Annotated in this window: 20 protein-coding genes and 1 tRNA gene; 13 read left to right on the plus strand and 8 right to left on the minus strand. The window is 67.8% G+C overall.

Features of this window, described 5'->3' with window-relative positions:
• Positions 1-83 precede the first annotated feature (83 nt).
• Both JNX00_RS04960 and pdxA read left to right on the plus strand, forming a co-directional pair.
• Positions 84-839 (plus strand): Nif3-like dinuclear metal center hexameric protein, encoded by a 756-nt coding sequence (locus tag JNX00_RS04960; protein ID WP_204744282.1) that lies wholly within the window; start codon positions 84-86, stop codon positions 837-839.
• Complete coding sequence (pdxA, locus tag JNX00_RS04965; protein WP_204744283.1) at positions 839-1,885, plus strand: 4-hydroxythreonine-4-phosphate dehydrogenase PdxA; 1,047 nt, start codon at positions 839-841, stop codon at positions 1,883-1,885. Before JNX00_RS04960 ends, pdxA begins: the two co-directional genes overlap by 1 nt.
• Here the strand turns inward: pdxA and mscL are convergent.
• Positions 1,875-2,306 (minus strand): large conductance mechanosensitive channel protein MscL, encoded by a 432-nt coding sequence (gene mscL / locus JNX00_RS04970; protein WP_070399130.1) that lies wholly within the window; start codon positions 2,304-2,306, stop codon positions 1,875-1,877. The two genes, pdxA and mscL, sit on opposite strands and share 11 nt — an antisense overlap.
• A 162-nt stretch (positions 2,307-2,468) precedes the next feature.
• Here mscL and petA point away from each other — a divergent pair, with 162 nt between their 5' ends.
• The 6 genes from petA (at position 2,469) to JNX00_RS05000 (ending at position 6,633) form a co-directional block, all read left to right on the plus strand.
• Positions 2,469-3,086 carry a ubiquinol-cytochrome c reductase iron-sulfur subunit gene (gene petA / locus JNX00_RS04975; protein ID WP_070399129.1) on the plus strand — a complete coding sequence of 206 codons (618 nt, stop codon included), beginning with the start codon at positions 2,469-2,471 and terminating at the stop codon, positions 3,084-3,086.
• Positions 3,087-3,136: 50 nt separating this feature from the next.
• A complete protein-coding gene (locus tag JNX00_RS04980; protein ID WP_204744284.1) occupies positions 3,137-4,537 on the plus strand; it encodes a cytochrome bc complex cytochrome b subunit in 1,401 nt (466 codons plus the stop codon).
• 32 nt (positions 4,538-4,569) lie between these two features.
• Positions 4,570-5,325 (plus strand): cytochrome c1, encoded by a 756-nt coding sequence (locus JNX00_RS04985; protein WP_070399127.1) that lies wholly within the window; start codon positions 4,570-4,572, stop codon positions 5,323-5,325.
• A gap of 105 nt (positions 5,326-5,430) precedes the next feature.
• Complete coding sequence (locus JNX00_RS04990) at positions 5,431-6,042, plus strand: glutathione S-transferase N-terminal domain-containing protein (RefSeq protein ID WP_070399126.1); 612 nt, start codon at positions 5,431-5,433, stop codon at positions 6,040-6,042.
• 25 nt (positions 6,043-6,067) lie between these two features.
• Entirely contained in the window at positions 6,068-6,538 is a 471-nt protein-coding gene (locus tag JNX00_RS04995) for a ClpXP protease specificity-enhancing factor (RefSeq protein ID WP_070399125.1), read from the plus strand.
• A 19-nt stretch (positions 6,539-6,557) separates the two neighbouring features.
• Positions 6,558-6,633 (plus strand) — tRNA-Thr (locus JNX00_RS05000).
• A 22-nt stretch (positions 6,634-6,655) separates the two neighbouring features.
• On the opposite strand, the gene JNX00_RS05005 is transcribed toward JNX00_RS05000, so the two are convergent.
• On the minus strand, positions 6,656-6,970 hold the full coding sequence (locus JNX00_RS05005; protein ID WP_070399124.1) for a DciA family protein: 315 nt from the start codon (positions 6,968-6,970) through the stop codon (positions 6,656-6,658).
• Between the two features lie 64 nt (positions 6,971-7,034).
• Here JNX00_RS05005 and JNX00_RS05010 point away from each other — a divergent pair, with 64 nt between their 5' ends.
• The 5 genes from JNX00_RS05010 to JNX00_RS05030 all read left to right on the plus strand — a co-directional run bounded on the left by JNX00_RS05010 (position 7,035) and on the right by JNX00_RS05030 (position 13,542).
• A complete protein-coding gene (locus tag JNX00_RS05010; protein ID WP_204744285.1) occupies positions 7,035-7,988 on the plus strand; it encodes a M23 family metallopeptidase in 954 nt (317 codons plus the stop codon).
• Between the two features lie 175 nt (positions 7,989-8,163).
• Entirely contained in the window at positions 8,164-10,917 is a 2,754-nt protein-coding gene (gene secA / locus JNX00_RS05015; RefSeq protein ID WP_204744286.1) for a preprotein translocase subunit SecA, read from the plus strand.
• A gap of 50 nt (positions 10,918-10,967) precedes the next feature.
• Positions 10,968-12,215, plus strand: coding sequence for a bifunctional glutamate N-acetyltransferase/amino-acid acetyltransferase ArgJ (gene argJ, locus JNX00_RS05020; RefSeq protein WP_204744287.1), 1,248 nt, complete (start codon positions 10,968-10,970; stop codon positions 12,213-12,215).
• Positions 12,212-13,096 (plus strand): ATP-binding protein, encoded by an 885-nt coding sequence (locus JNX00_RS05025; RefSeq protein ID WP_070399120.1) that lies wholly within the window; start codon positions 12,212-12,214, stop codon positions 13,094-13,096. The genes argJ and JNX00_RS05025 overlap by 4 nt, the downstream gene beginning before the upstream one ends.
• The gene (locus tag JNX00_RS05030) at positions 13,093-13,542 is read left to right on the plus strand and encodes a (deoxy)nucleoside triphosphate pyrophosphohydrolase (RefSeq protein ID WP_204744288.1); all 450 of its coding nucleotides are present in this window, start codon (positions 13,093-13,095) and stop codon (positions 13,540-13,542) included. Before JNX00_RS05025 ends, JNX00_RS05030 begins: the two co-directional genes overlap by 4 nt.
• 13 nt (positions 13,543-13,555) lie before the next feature.
• On the opposite strand, the gene JNX00_RS05035 is transcribed toward JNX00_RS05030, so the two are convergent.
• From JNX00_RS05035 to pilB, 6 genes are read right to left on the minus strand one after another with little or no spacing between them, the layout of a single operon-like run.
• Positions 13,556-13,756 (minus strand): DNA gyrase inhibitor YacG, encoded by a 201-nt coding sequence (locus tag JNX00_RS05035; protein ID WP_204744289.1) that lies wholly within the window; start codon positions 13,754-13,756, stop codon positions 13,556-13,558.
• Positions 13,757-13,760: 4 nt separating this feature from the next.
• Positions 13,761-14,516: a cell division protein ZapD gene (gene zapD / locus JNX00_RS05040; RefSeq protein WP_070399233.1), complete on the minus strand. Its 756-nt coding sequence runs from the start codon at positions 14,514-14,516 to the stop codon at positions 13,761-13,763.
• Positions 14,517-14,559: 43 nt separating this feature from the next.
• Positions 14,560-15,168 carry a dephospho-CoA kinase gene (coaE, locus tag JNX00_RS05045; RefSeq protein ID WP_204744290.1) on the minus strand — a complete coding sequence of 203 codons (609 nt, stop codon included), beginning with the start codon at positions 15,166-15,168 and terminating at the stop codon, positions 14,560-14,562.
• Entirely contained in the window at positions 15,165-16,022 is an 858-nt protein-coding gene (locus JNX00_RS05050) for an A24 family peptidase (protein ID WP_204744291.1), read from the minus strand. Before JNX00_RS05050 ends, coaE begins: the two co-directional genes overlap by 4 nt.
• Complete coding sequence (locus JNX00_RS05055; RefSeq protein ID WP_070399115.1) at positions 16,022-17,239, minus strand: type II secretion system F family protein; 1,218 nt, start codon at positions 17,237-17,239, stop codon at positions 16,022-16,024. The genes JNX00_RS05050 and JNX00_RS05055 overlap by 1 nt, the downstream gene beginning before the upstream one ends.
• Positions 17,240-17,273: 34 nt before the next feature.
• A complete protein-coding gene (gene pilB, locus JNX00_RS05060) occupies positions 17,274-19,004 on the minus strand; it encodes a type IV-A pilus assembly ATPase PilB (RefSeq protein ID WP_070399114.1) in 1,731 nt (576 codons plus the stop codon).
• Positions 19,005-19,081: the final 77 nt, after the last annotated feature.

Below are 19,081 nucleotides of genomic sequence, written 5' to 3' on the forward strand. Positions count from 1 at the left end.
GAGCGGAATTGTCCCGCATTCGGCTGAGGGATATGTGGCTGTCAGAATGCCGCATTTCAAGCCGCCGCGCGCAGGCTTTCCCCATGAGCACCTCCCGAGACACCCTGGTTCACGCCTTCGACGCCTTGCTGCAGCCCGCGCCGTTCAAGGACTACGGGCCCAATGGCCTGCAGGTGGAGGGGCGGGCGCAGGTTCGCCGGCTGATCAGCGGCGTCACCGCCAGCCTGGCGCTGATCGAGGCCGCGATCGAGATGCAAGCCGACGCCATCTTCGTGCACCACGGGCTGTTCTGGCGCGGCCAGGACGGGCGGGTCACCGGCTGGATGAAGCAGCGCCTGTCGCGCCTGCTGGCGCATGACATCAACCTGATCGCCTACCACCTGCCGCTGGACGCCCACCCCACGCTGGGCAACAACGCGCAACTCGCCCGGGTGCTGGACATCGCGCTGGAGGACGGTGTGCGCTTCGGCGACCAATCGCTGGGCTTCATGGGGCAGCGCCCCGCGGCGCCGGCCGAGGCGCTGGCGGCCCATGTGGAACAGGCCCTGGGCCGGCCGGTGACGCTGGTGGCGCCGCCGGGCCACACGGTGCGCCGCATCGGGCTGTGCACGGGCGGGGCTCAGGGCTATTTCGAGGCCGCCATCGCGGCCGGCGCCGACGCCTTCATCACCGGCGAGATCTCCGAGCCCCAGGCCCACTACGCCCGCGAATGCGGCGTGGCCTACCTGGCCTGCGGTCACCACGCCAGCGAGCGCTACGGCGCCCCCGCCGTCGCCGCCCACGTGGCCTCGGCGCTGGGTCTCGAGCACCGCTTCATCGACATTCCCAACCCCGCGTGATGGCGAAGCGCCCGGTCCTGATCAGCATGGGCGATCCCGCGGGCATCGGCCCCGAGATCGTGTGGCGCGCCTTGCGCGAGCGGCCCGCGCTGCGGCGCGAGGTGGTGGTGGTGGGCGACATGGCCTGTCTGCGGCGCGCGGCGCGGCTGGGCGTGGTGCCCGACTCGGCCGAGGGCGGCCTGGTGCTGGCCGAGCTGGAAGAACCCGCCCAATGGGCCGGACTGCCGCCCGGCGCCGTGGGCGTGTGGCAGGCGGGCGACGCCCTGGCGCCACCCGCCTGGGGCCAGGTGAGCGCGGCGGCGGGCCGGGCGGCGGCGGCGGCCATTCGCCAGGGGGCCCAGGCGGCGCTGGACGGCCGGGCGCGCGCCCTGGTCACGGCACCGATCCACAAGGAGGCACTGGCGGCGGCCGGCGAACCCTACCCCGGCCACACCGAGTTGCTGCAGGCCCTCGCGGCGCGGCACCAGGGCGTGCCCGTGGCGGCATTGCCGGTGCGCATGATGCTCAGCGCGCCTGGCCTGGCCACGGTGCTGGTGAGCATCCACGTCTCGCTGCGCGATGCCCTGGCCGCGGTGACGACCGAGGGTGTGCTGGAGACGATCCGCACCACCGACGCCCATTTCCGCCGCGCCGGCCTGGCGCAGCCCCGCATTGCAGTGGCTGGGCTGAACCCGCACGCGGGAGAGGGTGGGCTGTTCGGGCGCGAGGAGATCGAAGCGATCGAACCCGCTGTGCGGGCGGCGCGCGACCTGGGCATCGCGGCCAGCGGGCCGCATCCGCCGGACACCGTGTTCATGCGGGCGCGCCAGGGCGCCTTCGACGTGGTCGTGGCGATGTACCACGACCAGGGGCTCATTCCCGTGAAGCTGCTGGGCCTGGAGCACGGCGTGAACACCACCCTGGGCCTGCCGTTCGTGCGCACCAGCCCGGACCATGGCACGGCGTTCGACATCGCCGGCAGCGGGCGCGCCAGCGCTGACAGCCTGCTGGCGGCCATCGACGCCGCGATGGCCGCGGCCCCGGAGGGTGCCGGCCTTACTTCTTGAGGCTGTCGCGGATCTCGCGCAGCAGGACGATGTCCTCGGGCGGCGCGGCGGGCGGTGCCGGGGGGGCCGGCGGGGTCTCGCGCTTGAGGCGGTTGACCTGCTTGATCATCAGGAAAATGATGAACGCCAGGATGAAGAAGTTGATGGCCACGGTGATGAAGCTGCCATAGGCCAGCACCGGCACGCCGGCCTGTTTCATGGCCGCCAGGGTGCGGGCCGTGCCCTCCGGTGCCGTGCCCAGCACCAGGAACAGGTTGCTGAAGTCAAGCTTGCCGAACACCAGGCCCACCACCGGCATGATCACGTCGTCCACCAGCGAGCCGACGATCTTGCCGAAGGCGCCGCCGATGATCACGCCCACGGCCAGATCGATGACATTGCCCTTGACGGCGAATTCCTTGAACTCCTGCATCATGCCCATGTGCCTTCTCCGGGGGGTAGTGGTCGGGCGCGCATTGTCACACGCGAATTCCGGCGCGCCCCGGTGGCGGGCCCCGGGCAAAACCTGGCTGGACCCTTGACATGGTCCAGTACAATGCCGGGTTGTCCCTGATTCCCCTCCCGCAAGACGAGAAAGTCCCCCATGAGTGAAGCTCCCGCCAACCAAGGCAAGGCCGCTGTGGACAACAGTCGCCGGACCTGGCTGATCACCTCCTGCGCCATGGGTGGCGTGGGTGCCGCGGCTGTCGCCGTGCCCTTCGTGAGTTCCTTCCAGCCCTCCGAGCGCGCCAAGGCTGCAGGCGCGGCGGTTCAGGTGGACGTCTCCACCATCGCCCCGGGCGAGAAGCGCATCGTGGAATGGCGCGGCAAGCCGGTGTGGGTGATGCGCCGCACGCCCGAGCAGCTGGCGACGCTGGAGAAGGACGAGGCCCAGCTGGCCGACCCGAAGTCCGAGCGCACCGCGTTCCCCACGCCCGAGTACGCGAAGAACCGCACCCGCTCGATCAAGCCCGAAATCCTCGTGGCCATCGGCATCTGCACCCATCTGGGCTGCTCGCCTGGCGACAAGTTCACGCCCGGCCCGCAGCCCTCGCTGCCGGACAACTGGCTGGGTGGCTTCCTCTGCGCCTGCCACGGCTCGACCTTCGACCTGGCCGGCCGCGTGTTCCAGAACAAGCCCGCGCCCGACAACCTCGAGATCCCGCCGCATTACTACGTCTCCGACAACATGCTGCTGATCGGCGAGGAAAAGCCGGCCTGAGGCCGCGCCATCGAGCCTGAACACCCACGGAACATCGAGGCACGCAAGCCATGGCCGAATTCAAAGAAATCTCCCCCGACGCACCGCTGAGCCAGAAGGCGCTGAACTGGGTCGACAACCGGTTCCCGCTCTCCAAGCTCTACAACGAGCACCTCGCCGAGTACTACGCGCCGAAGAACTTCAACTTCTGGTACTTCTTCGGTTCGCTGGCGCTGCTGGTGCTGGTCATCCAGATCGTCACCGGCATCTTCCTGGTGATGCACTACAAGCCCGACGCGAACGTGGCCTTCGCCTCGGTCGAGTACATCATGCGCGACGTGCCCTGGGGCTGGCTGATCCGCTACATGCACTCCACCGGCGCCTCGGCGTTCTTCGTGGTGGTCTACCTGCACATGTTCCGCGGCCTGCTGTACGGCAGCTACCGCAAGCCGCGCGAGCTGGTCTGGGTGTTCGGCTGCGCGATTTTCCTGTGCCTGATGGCCGAGGCCTTCATGGGCTACCTGCTGCCCTGGGGCCAGATGTCCTACTGGGGCGCCCAGGTGATCGTGAACCTGTTTTCCGCCATTCCCTACATCGGTCCTGACCTGGCCCTGCTGATCCGCGGCGACTACGTGGTGGGCGACGCCACGCTGAACCGCTTCTTCAGCTTTCACGTCATCGCGGTGCCGCTGGTGCTGCTGGGCCTGGTGGTGGCGCACATCATCGCCCTGCACGAAGTGGGCTCCAACAACCCCGACGGCGTGGAGATCAAGGCCAACAAGGACGCGTCGGGCAAGCCGGTCGACGGCATCCCCTTCCACCCCTACTACACCGTGCACGACATCCTGGGCGTGGCGGTCTTCCTGATGGTGTTCTCGGCCGTGGTGTTCTTCGCGCCCGAGTTCGGCGGCTACTTCCTGGAGTTCAACAACTTCATCCCGGCCGACCCGCTGACCACGCCGCTGCACATCGCGCCGGTCTGGTACTTCACGCCGTTCTATTCGATGCTGCGCGCCATCACCGCCGAGTTCATGTACGTGCTGGTCGCCTGCGTGGTGCTGGCCGCCGTGTTCGGCCTGATCAAGGCCCGCGTCAACGCGGCGCTCAAAGGCGTGATCGTGGTCGCCGCCCTGCTGGTGTCGGCGGCCATGCTGACCTACGACGCCAAGTTCTGGGGCGTGATCGTCATGGGCGCCGCCGTGATCATCCTGTTCTTCCTGCCCTGGCTCGACAACAGCCCGGTCAAGTCGATCCGCTACCGCCCGAGCTGGAACAAGTGGCTCTACACCGTGTTCGTCATCAACTTCTTCGTGCTGGGCTACCTGGGCATCCAGGCGCCCTCGCCGATCGGCGAGCGCGTGTCGCAGGTGGGCACCCTGTTCTACTTCGGCTTCTTCCTGCTGATGCCGTGGTGGAGCCGCCTGGGCGAGTTCAAGCCGGTCCCCGACCGGGTGACCTTCCAGCCGCACTGAGCCAACGCGACGACATCCGGAGAGCGAACGTTATGAAAAAGATTCTTCTGGGCATCGCGTTGTCCCTGGGCCTGAGCGGCGCCGCCCTGGCCGCCGGCGCTGGCATCCCGCTGGACCGTGCCCCGCAACGCACCAACGACATGGCCGCGCTGCAGAACGGCGCCAAGCTGTTCGTCAACTACTGCCTGAACTGCCACTCGGCGGCCTTCATGCGCTACAACCGCCTGCGCGACATTGGCCTGAACGACAAGCAGATCGCCGAAAACCTCACCTTCGCCACCGACAAGATCGGCGACACCATGAAGGCGGCCATCGACCCCAAGATGGCCAAGGACTGGTTCGGCAAGGTGCCGCCCGACCTGACCCTGGTGGCCCGTTCGCGCGCCAGCTCGGCCGGCAGCGGCCCTGACTACCTCTACACCCTGCTGCGCACCTACTACCGCGACGACACCAAGCCCACCGGCTGGAACAACAAAGCCTTCCCCAACATCGGCATGCCGCACCCGCTGTGGGAGCTGCAGGGCGAGCGCAAGCCCGTCTACGACAAGGTGGAGAGCCACGGCCACGAAGTCGAGGTGCTGCGCGGCTGGGAACAGGTCAAGCCGGGCACCATGACCCAGGCCCAGTACGACCAGAACGTCGGCGACCTGGTGGCCTACCTCCAGTGGATGGCCGAGCCCGCCGCGAAGAACCGCGTGCGCATCGGCGTGTGGGTGCTGATCTTCCTCGGCTTCTTCACCGTCGTCGCCTGGCGCCTCAACGCCGCGTACTGGAAAGACGTCAAATAAGCCTTCGTCTCGGGGTGCAACCCACCCCTTGTCGCCCACAGTGGCTTGCGGTGCCCAAGCGGCACAATCGCAAGCCACTGTTTTCTGTTTCAGGAGACGCCAACCATGATGGTTTTGTACTCGGGCACCACCTGCCCCTATTCGCACCGCTGCCGCTTCGTGCTGTTCGAAAAGGGCATGGACTTCGAGATCCGCGACGTCGACTTGTACAACAAGCCCGAAGACATCGCCGTGATGAACCCGTACGGCCAGGTGCCGATCCTGGTCGAGCGCGACCTGATCCTGTACGAGTCGAACATCATCAACGAGTACATCGACGAGCGCTTCCCGCACCCGCAGCTCATGCCGGGCGACCCGGTGGACCGCGCACGCGTGCGCCTGTTCCTGCTCAACTTCGAGAAGGAACTGTTCACGCACGTGTCGGTGCTCGAATCGCGCACCAGCAAGGGCAACGACAAGGCGCTGGAAAAGGCCCGCTCGCACATCCGCGACCGCCTCACGCAGCTCGCGCCCGTGTTCATGAAGAACAAGTTCATGCTGGGCGACAACTTCTCCATGCTCGATGTGGCGATTGCGCCGCTGCTGTGGCGCCTGGACTTCTACGGCATCGAGCTCAGCAAGAACGCCGCGCCGCTGCTGAAGTACGCGGAGCGCATCTTCTCGCGCCCGGCCTACATCGAGGCGCTGACGCCGTCCGAGAAGGTCATGCGCAAGTAAGGCGCGCCCGTTCCGCCGCAGCGCCATGACCCAGGCAGAGCCACCGGTCCCGTCGACCCGCCCCTACCTCATCCGGGCGCTGTACGAATGGTGCAGCGACAACGGGTACTCGCCTTACATCGCCGTGCACGTGGATGCCTCGGTGCAGGTGCCGATGGAGTTCGTGCGCAACGGCGAGATCGTGCTCAACGTGAGCATGGAGGCCACCAAGGACCTGCGCCTGGACAACGAGTACATCACCTTCAAGGCGCGTTTCGGCGGCGTGTCGCGGGAGATCGTGGTGCCGATCACCCACGTCATCGCGATCTACGCGCGCGAGAACGGGCAGGGCATGGCCTTTCCCGCGCCGGCGCCCTCGCAGCCGCCGGCGGCTGCGGAACCTGCCCCGCCGTCCTCGCTGCGGGCTGTCACGCCCGACGACCCGACCCCGCCCGAGCCGGGCGGTGATGGCCCTGGCCGTCCGGGTGGCCGGCCGCAGCTCAAGCGAGTGAAGTGAACCTAGAATCGCTGCCCCGGCCGCTTTAGCTCAGTTGGTAGAGCAATCGCCTTGTAAGCGATAGGTCGTCCGTTCGAGTCGGACAAGCGGCACCACCCGGTCTCCCGGCGGGCGCGCTCATCGGCCTGGCGTTTGGACTTTGATGCGGATTGCGCTAACCTGCGCCCCGCTTTCGTGCAATGCGTCACGCAGCGCGGGCAGCAGCTGCCGCAATTTGGCCGCCGCCGCGCTGCTGCGAACCAGCAGGCACCACTCGGCGTCCTGCAGGGGCCCGGCGGTGACCTGGGTGCGCAGGGCATGGGGAATGCGCTCCCGAACAAGATCGAGACAGCGCTGCGACTGGCGGATCCTGGCCTGCAGTTCGGCCAGGCCAGGCGCGGCGCCAACGGCCTCCTGCAGGCTGAAGACGGAGGGGGATTGTCGGGTCGGCATGCGGTCATTCTGACCGAGTCGGTCGTGCCGCGTCGAGCGGGTCGCTCAGCAAAGGAACAGAGCCGTGCACATCATCATCACCGACGCTTGGCTCGCCCGCCGCCAGGCCCTGCACCTGAACGGCTGGAAGCTGATCGCCGTGGCCGTGCTGGCCGTGCTGGGCCTCATGTTCGGCGCGGTGGCCACCTACCACTGGGTGTTCCTGGAGGGCATTCGCCAGGGCTGGCCCGGCTTCGCTTCCGTGGCGCGCCTGGTGCACCGCGATGACCCCGGCCAACGCGACGCCTACCTGCGCGCCAACCTCGACGCGATGGCGCGCAAGCTCGGCGAGATGCAAGCGCGCATGATGCAGATCGACTCGCTCGGTGAGCGCGTCGCCGGCCTGGCCGGCCTGGAGCCCGCGCAGGCGCGGCCGCCCCTGCCCGGTTCGGGCGGTGTGCTGGTCTCCAACCGCTCGCTCACGCTGGAGGAGCTCGCGCGCGAGATGGAGGCGGCGGACGCCGGCAGCGGCGCCCGCGTGGACTGGCTCACCGCGATCGAGTCGCGCCTCTTCGACCAGAAGATCCAGAGCACCCTGATACCGACGGAAAAGCCTGTGGTGGACGGGCGGGTGGGCTCGGGCTTCGGCTTCCGCATCGACCCGATCAACGGCCAGTCGGCCCTGCACACGGGCCTGGACTTTCCCGCGGAGACGGGCACGCCCATCGTGGCCGCCGCCGGTGGCGTGGTCATCGCGCAGGAGTACCACGCCGCCTATGGCAACCTGGTGGAGATCGACCACGGCAACGACCTGGTGACGCGCTACGCCCACACCTCCAAGGTCTTCGTGAAGAAGGGCGACATCGTCAAACGCGGCCAGAAGATCGCCGAGGTCGGCTCGACCGGGCGCTCCACCGGCCCGCACCTGCACTTCGAGGTGTGGGTGGCGGGCGTGCCGCAGAACCCGCAGAAATTCCTGCAGGCCGGCGAAACCCTGGCCCGCTCGCCGCCCGGGCCGAACGCCCCACGCACGCGCTGAAGCGCACCGGGGCCGGCCGCTAAAATGCCGGTTTCGCGCTTGAAAGCCGCGTGTTCGCCGGCATGTAGAGGCCTTGTGCCCCGTTGTCGCAGGCCGTGGGCGCGCAAGCGTCCTTCCGATCGATCCTTGCTGTCCACGCCAGGGCCTCGCGGCCTGGCCTCCCGGACGCCCTCATATGGCCACCAATTTCCTCACCAAGCTCTTCGGAAGCCGTAACGACCGCCTGCTCAAGCAGTTCCGCAAAACGGTCGAGCGCATCAATGCCCTGGAGCCGCAGTTCGAGAAGCTCGGCGACGACGAACTCAAGGCCAAGACCGAGGTCTTCCGCCAGCGCCTGGCGCAGGGCGAGACGCTGGATGCCCTCCTGCCCGAGGCCTTCGCGGTCGTGCGCGAGGCCAGCAAGCGCGTCATGAAGATGCGCCACTTCGACGTGCAGCTCATGGGCGGCATCGCCCTGCACAGCGGCAAGATCGCCGAGATGCGCACCGGCGAGGGCAAGACGCTCACGGCCACGCTGCCGGTCTACCTGAACGCGCTGGCCGGCCAGGGCGTGCACGTGGTGACGGTCAACGACTACCTGGCCAACCGCGACGCCCAGTGGATGGGCAAGCTCTACAACTTCCTCGGCCTGACGGTGGGCGTGAACCTGCCGCAGATGCAGCGCGAGGAGAAGCAGGCCGCCTACCGCGCCGACATCACCTACGGCACCAACAACGAGTACGGCTTCGACTACCTGCGCGACAACATGGTCTATGAGGCCGCGGACCGCGTGCAGCGCCCCTTGCACTACGCGATCGTCGACGAGGTGGACTCCATCCTGATCGACGAGGCCCGCACGCCGCTGATCATCAGCGGCCAGGCCGAGGACCAGACGGCCGTCTATGTGGCCATCAACCGCCTGGTGCCGCACCTCAGCCGCCAGGAAGGCGAGGCCGATCCGCGCACCGGCGAGGGCGTGATCAAACCGGGCGACTTCACGCTCGACGAGAAGGCGCGCTCGGTGCACCTCACCGAACAGGGTCACGAGAACGCCGAGGCCCTGCTGTCCAAGGCCGGCCTGTTGCCCGAAGGCGCCTCGCTGTACGACCCCTCGAACATCGCGCTGCTGCACCACCTGGTGACCTCGCTCAAGGCGCACCACCTGTTCCACCGCGACCAGCACTACGTGAACCAGAACGGCGAGATCGTCATCGTCGACGAGTTCACCGGCCGCCTGATGGCCGGCCGCCGCTGGAGCGACGGCCTGCACCAGGCGGTGGAGGCGAAGGAGGGCGTGGGCATCCAGCCCGAGAACCAGACCCTGGCCTCCATCACGTTCCAGAACTACTTCCGCCTGTACGGCAAGCTCTCGGGCATGACCGGCACGGCCGACACCGAGGCCTACGAATTCCAGGAGATCTACGGCCTGGAGACGGTGGTGATTCCGCCCAACCGCGTCAGCAAGCGCCAGGACCAGCTCGACCGCGTCTACAAGACCACCAAGGAAAAGTACGACGCTGCGATCGCCGACATCCGCGAGTGCCACGAGCGCGGCCAGCCGGTGTTGGTGGGCACCTCGTCGATCGAAAACTCCGAGATCATTGCCCAGTTGCTCGAAGCGGCGAAGCTGCCGCACCAGGTGCTCAACGCCAAGCAGCACGCGCGCGAGGCGGACATCATCGCGCAGGCCGGCCGGCCGGGCGCCATCACCATCGCCACCAACATGGCGGGCCGCGGCACCGACATCGTGCTCGGCGGCAACCTCGAGAAGATGGTCGAGGCCGTGATGGCCGATCCCTCGCTGGATGAGGCCACCCGCGCCGCGCGCGCCGAGGCGCTGCGCGCGCAGTGGCAGGCCGACCACGAAAAGGTGGTGGCACTGGGTGGCCTGCGCATCATCGCCACCGAACGCCACGAGTCGCGCCGCATCGACAACCAGCTGCGCGGCCGCTCGGGCCGCCAGGGCGACCCGGGGTCCAGCCGCTTCTACCTGAGCCTGGACGATCCGCTGATGCGCATCTTCGCGGGCGACCGCGTGCGCGCCATCATGGACCGCCTGAAGATGCCCGAGGGCGAGGCCATCGAGGCCGGCATCGTCACGCGCAGCATCGAAAGCGCGCAGCGCAAGGTGGAAGCGCGCAACTTCGACATCCGCAAGCAACTGCTGGAGTACGACGACGTCGCCAACGACCAGCGCAAGGTCATCTACCAGCAGCGCAACGACATCCTCGACGCGCAGGACCTGCGCGCGCAGATCGACGCGCTGCGCAACGGCGCCATGACCGACCTGGTGCAACAGTACGTGCCCGAGGAAAGCGTGGAAGAGCAGTGGGACCTGCCCGGCCTGGAGAAGGCGCTGCGCGAGGAGTGGGCGGTGGACGTGCCGCTCGCGAGTTGGGTGGCCGGGGCGGAGGCGGTCGAGGCCGAGAACATCGCCGAGCGCGTGCGCGAGGCCGCGAAGGCGGTGTTCGAGTCCAAGGTCGACCAGGTCGGTGAGCAGAACTTCACCTCGTTCGAGCGCGTGGTGCTGCTGCAGACCATCGATTCGCAGTGGCGCGAGCACATCGCCGCGCTGGACTACCTGCGCCAGGGCATCCACCTGCGCGGCTACGCGCAGAAGCAGCCCAAGCAGGAATACAAGCGCGAGGCCTTCCTGTTGTTCGGCCAGCTGCTCGACTCGGTGAAGAACGACGTCACCCGCATCCTCATGAACGTGCGCGTTCAATCGGCCGAGCAGATCTCGCAGGCGGCCGAGCAGATGGAAGAGCGCGCCGAGGCCATCAGCAACGTCACCTACACGGCGCCCACCGAGACCGGTGAGGCCGAGACCCGCCCCGAGGCCGCCGTCGCCCAGGCGATGGCGGGCGAGGTGCCGCGCGTGGGGCGCAACGATCCTTGCCCCTGCGGCAGCGGCAAGAAGTACAAGCACTGCCACGGCCGACTCGACTGAGCGGCTGGCGCCCTGGCCAGCCGTCCCCTTCCCGATCCGAGAACCCCTCCATGCCTGTCCAGCTCTCCAGTCCCGACGTGGCCGATCTGCTGCCCATCGCGGGCGTGCGCATCGGTGTCGCCGAAGCCGGCATCCGCAAAGCCAACCGCAAGGACCTCACCGTGTTCCTGCTCGATGAGGGCAGCGCGGTGGGCGCGGTGTTCACGCGCAACCGCTACGCGGCGGCACCGGTGCAGGTGTGCCGCGAGCACCTGGCCAGTGGCCAGGGCGTGCGCGCGCTGGTGATCAATACGGGCAATGCGAACGCGGGCACGGGCGAGAGCGGCCTGGCCGACGCGCGCCAGACCTGCACCGCGCTGGCGCGCTCGCTGGGCCTGCACCACGAGCAGGTGCTGCCGTTCTCCACCGGCGTGATCATGGAGCCCCTGCCCATGGACCGCCTGCTCGGTGGCCTGCCGGCGGCGCTGACCAGCGCCTGCTTGGCGCAGCACGACTCCGGCGCCCAGTGGCTGGCCGCGGCCCAGGGCATCATGACCACGGACACCCTGCCCAAGGCCGCCAGCGTGTCCTTCGAGCTGGAGGGCCGCGCGCTGCGCGCCACCGGCATCGCCAAGGGCGCCGGCATGATCCGGCCCAACATGGCCACCATGCTGGGCTTCCTGGCCACCGACGCGGCGGTGGCGCCCGAACTCATGAACGAACTGGCCCGGCGCCTGGCCGACGCCTCGTTCAACCGGGTCACGGTCGACGGCGACACCAGCACCAACGATTCCTTCGTGGTCATCGCCACCGGCCAGGCAGGCCATCCGCCGGTGACCGACCTGTCCAGCCCGTCGGGCCGCGCCCTGCTGGACGCGCTCACGCCCCTGGCCCAGCGCCTGGCGCACGCCATCGTGCGCGATGGCGAGGGCGCCACCAAGTTCATCACCATCCGCGTGGAGGGCGGCCGCGACACGGCGGAGTGCCTGCGCGCGGCCTATTCGGTGGCGCATTCGCCGCTGGTCAAGACGGCCTTTTTCGCCAGCGACCCCAACCTGGGCCGCATCCTGGCGGCGGTGGGCTATGCGGGCATCGACGACCTGGACGTGGGCGGCATCGACCTGTGGCTGGGCGATGTCCATGTGGTGACGCGCGGCGGCCGCCACCCCCAATACCGTGAAGAAGACGGCCAGCGCGTGATGAAGCCGGCGGAGATCGAGGTGCGCATCGGCCTGGGCCGCGGCACGGCCAGCGACACCGTCTGGACCTGCGACTTCAGCCACGAGTACGTCACCATCAACGCCGACTACCGCTCATGAACCCCTCGTTCGAGCGCCTGATGCAGCGCGCCGAAGCCCTGATCGACCGCATCGAATCCGTGCTGCCGCGGCCCCTGTCGGCGCCGGACTGGTCGGCGTCCCATGCCTTTCGTTACCGCAAGCGCAGCAGCGGCCATGGCCTGCTGGAGCCCGTGCGCCACGTCGCCAGCATCGCGCTGGACGACCTGAAGGAAGTGGAGCCGCAGAAGGAGCGCATCCAGCGCAACACCGAGCACTTCGTGAAAGGCCTGCCGGCCAACAACGTGCTGCTGACGGGCGCGCGCGGCACGGGCAAATCCTCGCTGGTCAAGGCCTGCCTCAACGCGTACGCGGCGCAAGGCCTGCGGCTGATCGAGGTCGACAAGAGCGACCTGGTCGACCTGCCCGACATCGTCGAGGTGGTGGCCGGCCGGCCCGAGAAATTCATCGTCTATTGCGACGACCTCAGCTTCGAAGACGGCGAGCCCGGCTACAAGGCGCTCAAGTCCATCCTCGACGGCTCGGTCTCGGCGTCCAGCGCCAACGTGCTGATTTACGCCACCAGCAACCGCCGCCACCTGCTGCCCGAGTACATGAAGGAGAACCTCACGTACACGCACACGGCGGACGGCGAGGTGCACCCCGGTGAGGTGGTGGAAGAGAAGATCTCGCTGTCCGAGCGCTTCGGCCTGTGGATCAGCTTCTACCCCTTCAGCCAGGACGAGTACCTGGCCATCGTCGCGCAGTGGCTGTCGTCCTTCGGCGTGGCGGCCGGGGCGATCGAGGCGGCGCGGCCGCAGGCCCTGGTGTGGGCGCTGGAGCGGGGCTCGCGCAGCGGCCGCGTGGCCTACCAGTTCGCGCGCGACTACGCCGGCTCGCACGGCGCCGAGGCCGGGGCATGAGCGCCGAGGTGCTGGTCGTCGACGGGGGGCGCGAGGCCGTCGCCGCCCAGGGCGCGACGGACGTGGCCGTCGGCGTTCTCATCGACGATCAGGGGCGCTTCCTGCTCACCTCGCGCCCCGCGGGCAAGGTCTACGCGGGCTACTGGGAATTCCCGGGTGGCAAGCTCGAGGCCGGCGAGACCGTGGAACAGGCGCTGCGGCGCGAGCTGCAGGAAGAGATCGGCCTGACCATCGGGCCGGCGAACGTCTGGCGCGTCCAGCTGGTGGACTACCCCCACGGGCTTGTGCGCCTGCACTTCTGCAAGGTGTTCCAGTGGTCCGGCGAGCTGCAGATGCACGAGGGCCAGGACAGCCGCTGGGAGCGCCTGCCGGTGGGCTGCGAACCCGTGTTGCCCGGCACGGTGCCGGTGCTGCGCTGGCTGCAGGAAGAGGCCGACGCCGCCTGAGGCGCGGCGCGGTTCAGCGCGGCGACTCGGCGTCCCAGTCGTTCACCGGCGTGCCCTTGTCGGGCAGGGCGTACTGCTCGCTGGCCCAGGCGCCCAGGTCGCCTTGCTTGCAGCGTTCGCTGCAGAACGGGCGCCAGCGGTTGCAGGGGGCGTAGACGCTGTCGCCGCCGCAGGCCGGGCAGCGCACGATGCGGGGCTCGACCGGCTCGGCCATGGCCTCAGGCGCACAAGGCGAGTTCGAAGCTCGCGTCCTCGCCCGCGGGGTGCAGGCGGTGGTCCTCGCCCAGGCGCATGAGGCGCACCGAGAACATCAGCCGGTTGCCGCTGATTTCGGGGACCAGGCCGGACGAGGGGTCGATGCGCAAGCGCAGCAACTGGAAGGTGCGCCCCTGGGGCAGGTTTTGCTGAAACTGCCCGCCGCTGGACACCACCTTCTGCGGCGCGCCGGTCTCGCGCATCATCTTCAGCAACAGCACCACGGCCTCGGCCAGCGGCGCCAGCGTGCGCGACCAGGCGCTCAGGTCGGCCTGGCGCTGGTCGGTGGCCAGGTGCTGCCAGTGGTAGTAGGCCGGCAGGTCGAATTCGCAGGTGCCGCCGGGGATGCCGATGCGGCTGCGAATGGCCATCAGCCAATCGTTCTCGGTGAGCGCCTGGCCCGGTTTGCCGGGCACGTCGGCGATCTGCGAAAAGCAGGTGTCGAGCTGGGCAATGGCGGTTTCCAGCGCCGACTCGGAAATGGCGGGATTGCCTCGAAAGCCCGCCAGCGCCTGTTTCTGCCGGTCGAGGTCTTTGAGCACGTCCGATTTCATGTCGGCGCGCGAGGCCACGTCCATGATCTCGAACAGCGTCTGGATCGCGTAGTGGTGATCCAGCGGGTGGTCGCGTGGCACGAGCGCGGCGAGGCGCTTGAACAGCTGCTCGAGCCGCAGGTAGGTGCGGATGCGTTCGTTGAAAGGGTATTCGTAGAGGATCACGGGCTCGCGGCGCGTGGGGCCGTGTTGGCCGCGCATGGGCGGATCATAGCCCGAAGCTTACCGATAGCCGGTCCACCAACCCATGCAAACGGTCGAGATCGTCCTCGTCGTTGAAGATCACCGCGTCGGCCACCGCCAGGCGCAGGGCCCGGGGGCTCTGGCTGCGCAGCACGCCATCGATCACCGCGTCGTCCCAGCCGCTGCGGGCGCGCACGCGGCGGCGCTGCGTGGCCTCGCTGCAGTCGATCACGAGCACTCGGTCGAGTTGGGGCCGCCAGCGCGGCGACTCGGCGAGCAAGGGCACGTCGAACACGACGCAAGCTTTGTTGCTTTGGGTCACGCGGATGGCGATCTCGCGCGCGACGATGGGATGAACGATGGCCTCGAGCCGTTGGCGGGCGCCGGGGTCGGCGAACACCAGCTCGCGCATGCGGGCGCGGTGCAGCGCGCCGTCGCTGTCGATGAAATCCGGGCCGAAGCCGTCGCGCACCGCGGGAATGGCCGCGCCCCCGGCCGCCGTGCTGGCGCGGGAGATGGCGTCCGCGTCGATGAGCTCCGCACCGAGCGATTGCAGCCGGGCGCCGACCGTGCTTTTGCCGCTGCCAATGCCGCCCGTGAGGCCGATCCGCCAGGCCGGTCGCGCGGCGCTCACAGGCCGACGGCGGCCAGGATGGCCGAGGGACCGAACACCATGGCGGTGAGCCCCCCCAGCGCGAGGAAGGGGCCGAAGGGCACATACCCACCTTCGCGCAGGCGACCCACCAGCTTGATGCCAATGCCGACGACCGCACCGATCACCGAGGCCATGAGGATGATGGGCACCAGCGCTTGCCAGCCGAACCAGGCGCCGAAGGCCGCGAACAGCTTGAAGTCGCCGTAGCCCATGCCTTCCTTGCCGGTGAGCAGCTTGAAGGCCCAGTAGACGAGCCACAAGGACAGGTAGCCGCCGACCGCCCCCCAGACGGCATCGGCCAGGTGGGTGGGCGTAACGCCGAGTGCCGCGGCGACCAGGCCCGCCCACAGCAGGGGCAGCGTGATGTCGTCGGGCAGCAGGGTGGTGTCCCAGTCGATGCAGGCCAGCGCGACCACGGCCGCGGCGAACCCGCACCAGGCCAGGCCGGCGGTGTTGAGGCCCCAGTGCCAGCCTGCCCAGGCAAACAGCGCACCGGTGGCCGCTTCCACCAGGGGATAGCGTGGCCCGATGCCCGCGCCGCACTGGCTGCACCGGCCCCGCAGCGCGAGGTAGCTCAGCACGGGGATGTTCTCGTACCAGCGGATGGGGTGGCCGCAATGCGGGCAGGCCGAGCGCGGCACCAGGAGGTTGTAGCGGTCTGCCGGTGCCTGGGCCTCTTGCGCCGTGCCTTGCAACTCCGCGCATTCGGCGGCCCATTGCCGCTCCATCATCTTGGGCAGGCGGTGGATAACCACGTTCAGAAAGCTGCCCACGAGCAGGCCGAGCAAGCCCAACAGCGCCGCGGCGGGCGCACCGGTGGCCAACTCCGCCATCAGACCACCTGGCCGAGCTTGAAGATGGGCAGGTACATCGAGACGACGATGCCGCCGATCACCGTGCCGAGCACCACGATGATGATCGGCTCCATCAGGCTGGAGATGCCGGCCACCATGTCATCGACCTCGGCCTCGTAGAAGTCGGCGGCCTTGCCCAGCATGTGGTCGATGGAGCCCGATTCCTCGCCGATCGCGCACATCTGCAGCACCATCGAGGGAAAAATGTTCGCGTTGGTCATCGCGGCCGTGAGGCTGGTGCCGGTCGACACCTCCTGCTGGATCTTTTCGGTGGCGATGGCATAGACCGAGTTGCCCGACGCACCGCCCACGGAGTCGAGCGCTTCGACCAGCGGCACGCCCGCGCCGAACATAGTGGCCAGCGTGCGCGTCCAGCGCGCCACCACCGATTTCTCAATCATGTCGCCGAAGATGGGCAGCTTGAGCAGCAGGCGGTCCATGAAGCGCTGGACCTTTTCGTTGCGCTTCCAGGCTTGCAGGAAGAAGTAGATGCCGCCGCCGAGACCGCCGAAGATCAGCCACCAGTACTGGACGAAGAACTCGCTCATGGCGATGACGAACAGCGTGGGCGCGGGCAGGTCGGCGCCGAACGAGGTGAACACCTCCTTGAAGGAGGGGATCACGAAAATCATGATGACGGCCACCACCACGAAGGCCACGATGATCACGGCCGTGGGGTACATCAGGGCCGACTTGATCTTCGACTTCAGCGCCTCGGTTTTCTCCATGTACGTGGCGAGGCGGTCGAGCAGGTCTTCCAGGATACCGGCCGCTTCGCCCGCCTCGATCAGGTTGCAGTAGAGGCTGTCGAAGTACATCGGGTGCTTGCGGAAGGCCGCGCTCAGCGAGGTACCGGTTTCCACGTCGGCGCGGATGTCGTTGAGCAGCCGCGTGACGTTCGGGTTGGGGTTGCCGCGGCCCACGATGTCGAAGGACTGCAGCAGCGGCACACCGGCCTTCATCATGGTGGCCAACTGGCGCGTGAAGATCGCGATGTCCTTCGGCTTGATGCGCTTGCCCGAAGACGTGCGGCGCTTCTTGATCTTGACCGGGATGATGCCTTGCCGGCGCAGCGTGGCCGTCACCTGGTTCTCACCCTGGGCGCGCGTTTCTCCGCGCACCGCCTTGCCGTTGCGGTCCTTGCCCTCCCATTCGAACACGAAGTCCTTGACGCTCTTGCTTGCGACGGTGGCCATGGAATTCCTCAGGGGGCTGTGGGTGAGCGGTGGGTCATTCGTTCGTCACGCTGAGGACTTCCTCAAGCGAGGTCTGTCCCAGCTTGACCTTGAGCAAGCCGGACTCCCGCAGCGAGCGAACGCCTTCCTTGCTGGCCTGCTGCGCGATGTCCAGTGAGGTGCCGCCGCGCAGGATGATGCGCTGGATCTCTTCGGAGATCGGCATCACCTGGTAGATGCCGACGCGCCCCTTGTAGCCGTTGTTGCAGGCCGAGCAGCCCACCGGCTTGTAGGGCGTCCAGGTGCCGTCAAGCTCCTCGGGCTTGTAGCCGGCCTCGAGCAAGGCCTTGCGGGGAACGTCCAGCGGCGCCTTGCAGTTGGGGCACAGGCGGCGCGCCAGGCGCTGGGCGGTGATGAGGATCACGCTGGAGGCGATGTTGAACGTGGGAATGCCCATGTTCATCATCCGCGTGAGTGTCGTCGGCGCGTCGTTGGTGTGCAGCGTCGACATGACCATGTGACCGGTCTGCGCGGCCTTGATCGCGATGTCGGCGGTTTCCAGGTCGCGGATCTCGCCGACCATGATCACGTCCGGGTCCTGGCGCAGGAAGGCCTTGAGCGCGACGGCAAAGGTCAGGCCCGCCTTCTCGTTCATGTTCACCTGGTTCACGCCGGGCAGGTTGATTTCGGACGGGTCTTCGGCCGTCGAAATGTTTACGCCGGGCTTGTTCAGGATGTTCAGACAGGTGTAGAGCGAGACCGTCTTGCCGGAGCCCGTGGGACCGGTGACCAGCACCATGCCGTAGGGGCGCTGGATGGCCTCCAGCAGACGCTCTTTCTCTTCCGGCTCATAGCCCAGGGCGTCGATACCCATCTTGGCCTGGCTTGGGTCGAGGATGCGGATCACGATCTTCTCGCCAAACAGCGTGGGCAGTGTGCTGACACGGAAGTCGATGACGCGATCGGGCCCGACCTTGAGCTTCATCCGGCCGTCTTGCGGGACGCGCTTCTCGGAAATATCCATCCGCGAGATGACCTTGATGCGCGAGGCCAGCTTTTCCTTGATGGCGACCGGGGGTGAGGCAATCTCGCGCAGTTCACCGTCGATGCGGAAGCGCACGCGGTACTGGTGTTCGTAGGGCTCGAAGTGCAGGTCGGAAGCGCGCATGTTGAACGCGTCGATCAGCATCTTGTGCAGGAACTTGACGACCGGGGCATCGTCGACTTCGCTGGCCTTTTCGGCGGCATCGGCGGTGGTGGTTTCGGCAGCCAGCTCATCGAACTCGACGTCGCCGACGATGTTCTCCATCGCCTCGGTGACCGATTTGGTCTGCGCTTCGACCAGGCGGCTGAGTTTGTCGAACTCCGCGATGACCCAGTCCACGCCCATCTGCGTGGCGAACTTGATCTTTTCGGCCGCCTGCTGGTCGGACGGATCCGCCGTCGCGACGATCAGGCGGTTGTTGCGTTTGCTAAGGACGACGATGCGGAAGTCGGCGCAGATCTTGGCGTCCAGCAAGCCGGCAGGCAGCCGCTGCACATCGATGGCATCGAGGTCGAGCAGGGGGGCCGCGAAAGCCACCGACATGGTGTGCGCCAGGTCCGTGGGCGACACCGCGCCGGAGCCGGTCAACTCGGCAATAAAGCTGGTTCGGCTGCTTTGGGCCTTGCGGTAAAGGTCCTCGGCCGCGCGCTGGTTGAGCTTGCCCGCGGACACGAGCGCGCGCCCAAGCCCCGGAAGGGCCATGGACGGACTGTCCTGGTTCACCGAATCAACTGACGCCATATGCCCGTAATCTAACGGAAATCAACAACTTGGACGTCACAATTGACGCCAGTTATCCGGAAAACAGGGACTCACGT

The organism is Hydrogenophaga sp. YM1, from assembly GCF_016903055.1.
Lineage (GTDB): Bacteria > Pseudomonadota > Gammaproteobacteria > Burkholderiales > Burkholderiaceae_C > Hydrogenophaga > Hydrogenophaga borbori.

What these genes read in the sequence shown, in the direction of transcription:
- JNX00_RS04960 (WP_204744282.1), top strand. Translation starts at nt 84, where the DNA reads ATGAGCACCTCCCGAGACACCCTGGTTCACGCCTTCGACGCCTTGCTG.
- pdxA (WP_204744283.1), top strand. Translation starts at nt 839, where the DNA reads ATGGCGAAGCGCCCGGTCCTGATCAGCATGGGCGATCCCGCGGGCATC.
- mscL (WP_070399130.1), bottom strand. Translation starts at nt 2,306, where the DNA reads ATGGGCATGATGCAGGAGTTCAAGGAATTCGCCGTCAAGGGCAATGTC.
- petA (WP_070399129.1), top strand. Translation starts at nt 2,469, where the DNA reads ATGAGTGAAGCTCCCGCCAACCAAGGCAAGGCCGCTGTGGACAACAGT.
- JNX00_RS04980 (WP_204744284.1), top strand. Translation starts at nt 3,137, where the DNA reads ATGGCCGAATTCAAAGAAATCTCCCCCGACGCACCGCTGAGCCAGAAG.
- JNX00_RS04985 (WP_070399127.1), top strand. Translation starts at nt 4,570, where the DNA reads ATGAAAAAGATTCTTCTGGGCATCGCGTTGTCCCTGGGCCTGAGCGGC.
- JNX00_RS04990 (WP_070399126.1), top strand. Translation starts at nt 5,431, where the DNA reads ATGATGGTTTTGTACTCGGGCACCACCTGCCCCTATTCGCACCGCTGC.
- JNX00_RS04995 (WP_070399125.1), top strand. Translation starts at nt 6,068, where the DNA reads ATGACCCAGGCAGAGCCACCGGTCCCGTCGACCCGCCCCTACCTCATC.
- JNX00_RS05005 (WP_070399124.1), bottom strand. Translation starts at nt 6,970, where the DNA reads ATGCCGACCCGACAATCCCCCTCCGTCTTCAGCCTGCAGGAGGCCGTT.
- secA (WP_204744286.1), top strand. Translation starts at nt 8,164, where the DNA reads ATGGCCACCAATTTCCTCACCAAGCTCTTCGGAAGCCGTAACGACCGC.
- argJ (WP_204744287.1), top strand. Translation starts at nt 10,968, where the DNA reads ATGCCTGTCCAGCTCTCCAGTCCCGACGTGGCCGATCTGCTGCCCATC.
- JNX00_RS05025 (WP_070399120.1), top strand. Translation starts at nt 12,212, where the DNA reads ATGAACCCCTCGTTCGAGCGCCTGATGCAGCGCGCCGAAGCCCTGATC.
- JNX00_RS05030 (WP_204744288.1), top strand. Translation starts at nt 13,093, where the DNA reads ATGAGCGCCGAGGTGCTGGTCGTCGACGGGGGGCGCGAGGCCGTCGCC.
- JNX00_RS05035 (WP_204744289.1), bottom strand. Translation starts at nt 13,756, where the DNA reads ATGGCCGAGCCGGTCGAGCCCCGCATCGTGCGCTGCCCGGCCTGCGGC.
- JNX00_RS05050 (WP_204744291.1), bottom strand. Translation starts at nt 16,022, where the DNA reads ATGGCGGAGTTGGCCACCGGTGCGCCCGCCGCGGCGCTGTTGGGCTTG.
- JNX00_RS05055 (WP_070399115.1), bottom strand. Translation starts at nt 17,239, where the DNA reads ATGGCCACCGTCGCAAGCAAGAGCGTCAAGGACTTCGTGTTCGAATGG.
- pilB (WP_070399114.1), bottom strand. Translation starts at nt 19,004, where the DNA reads ATGGCGTCAGTTGATTCGGTGAACCAGGACAGTCCGTCCATGGCCCTT.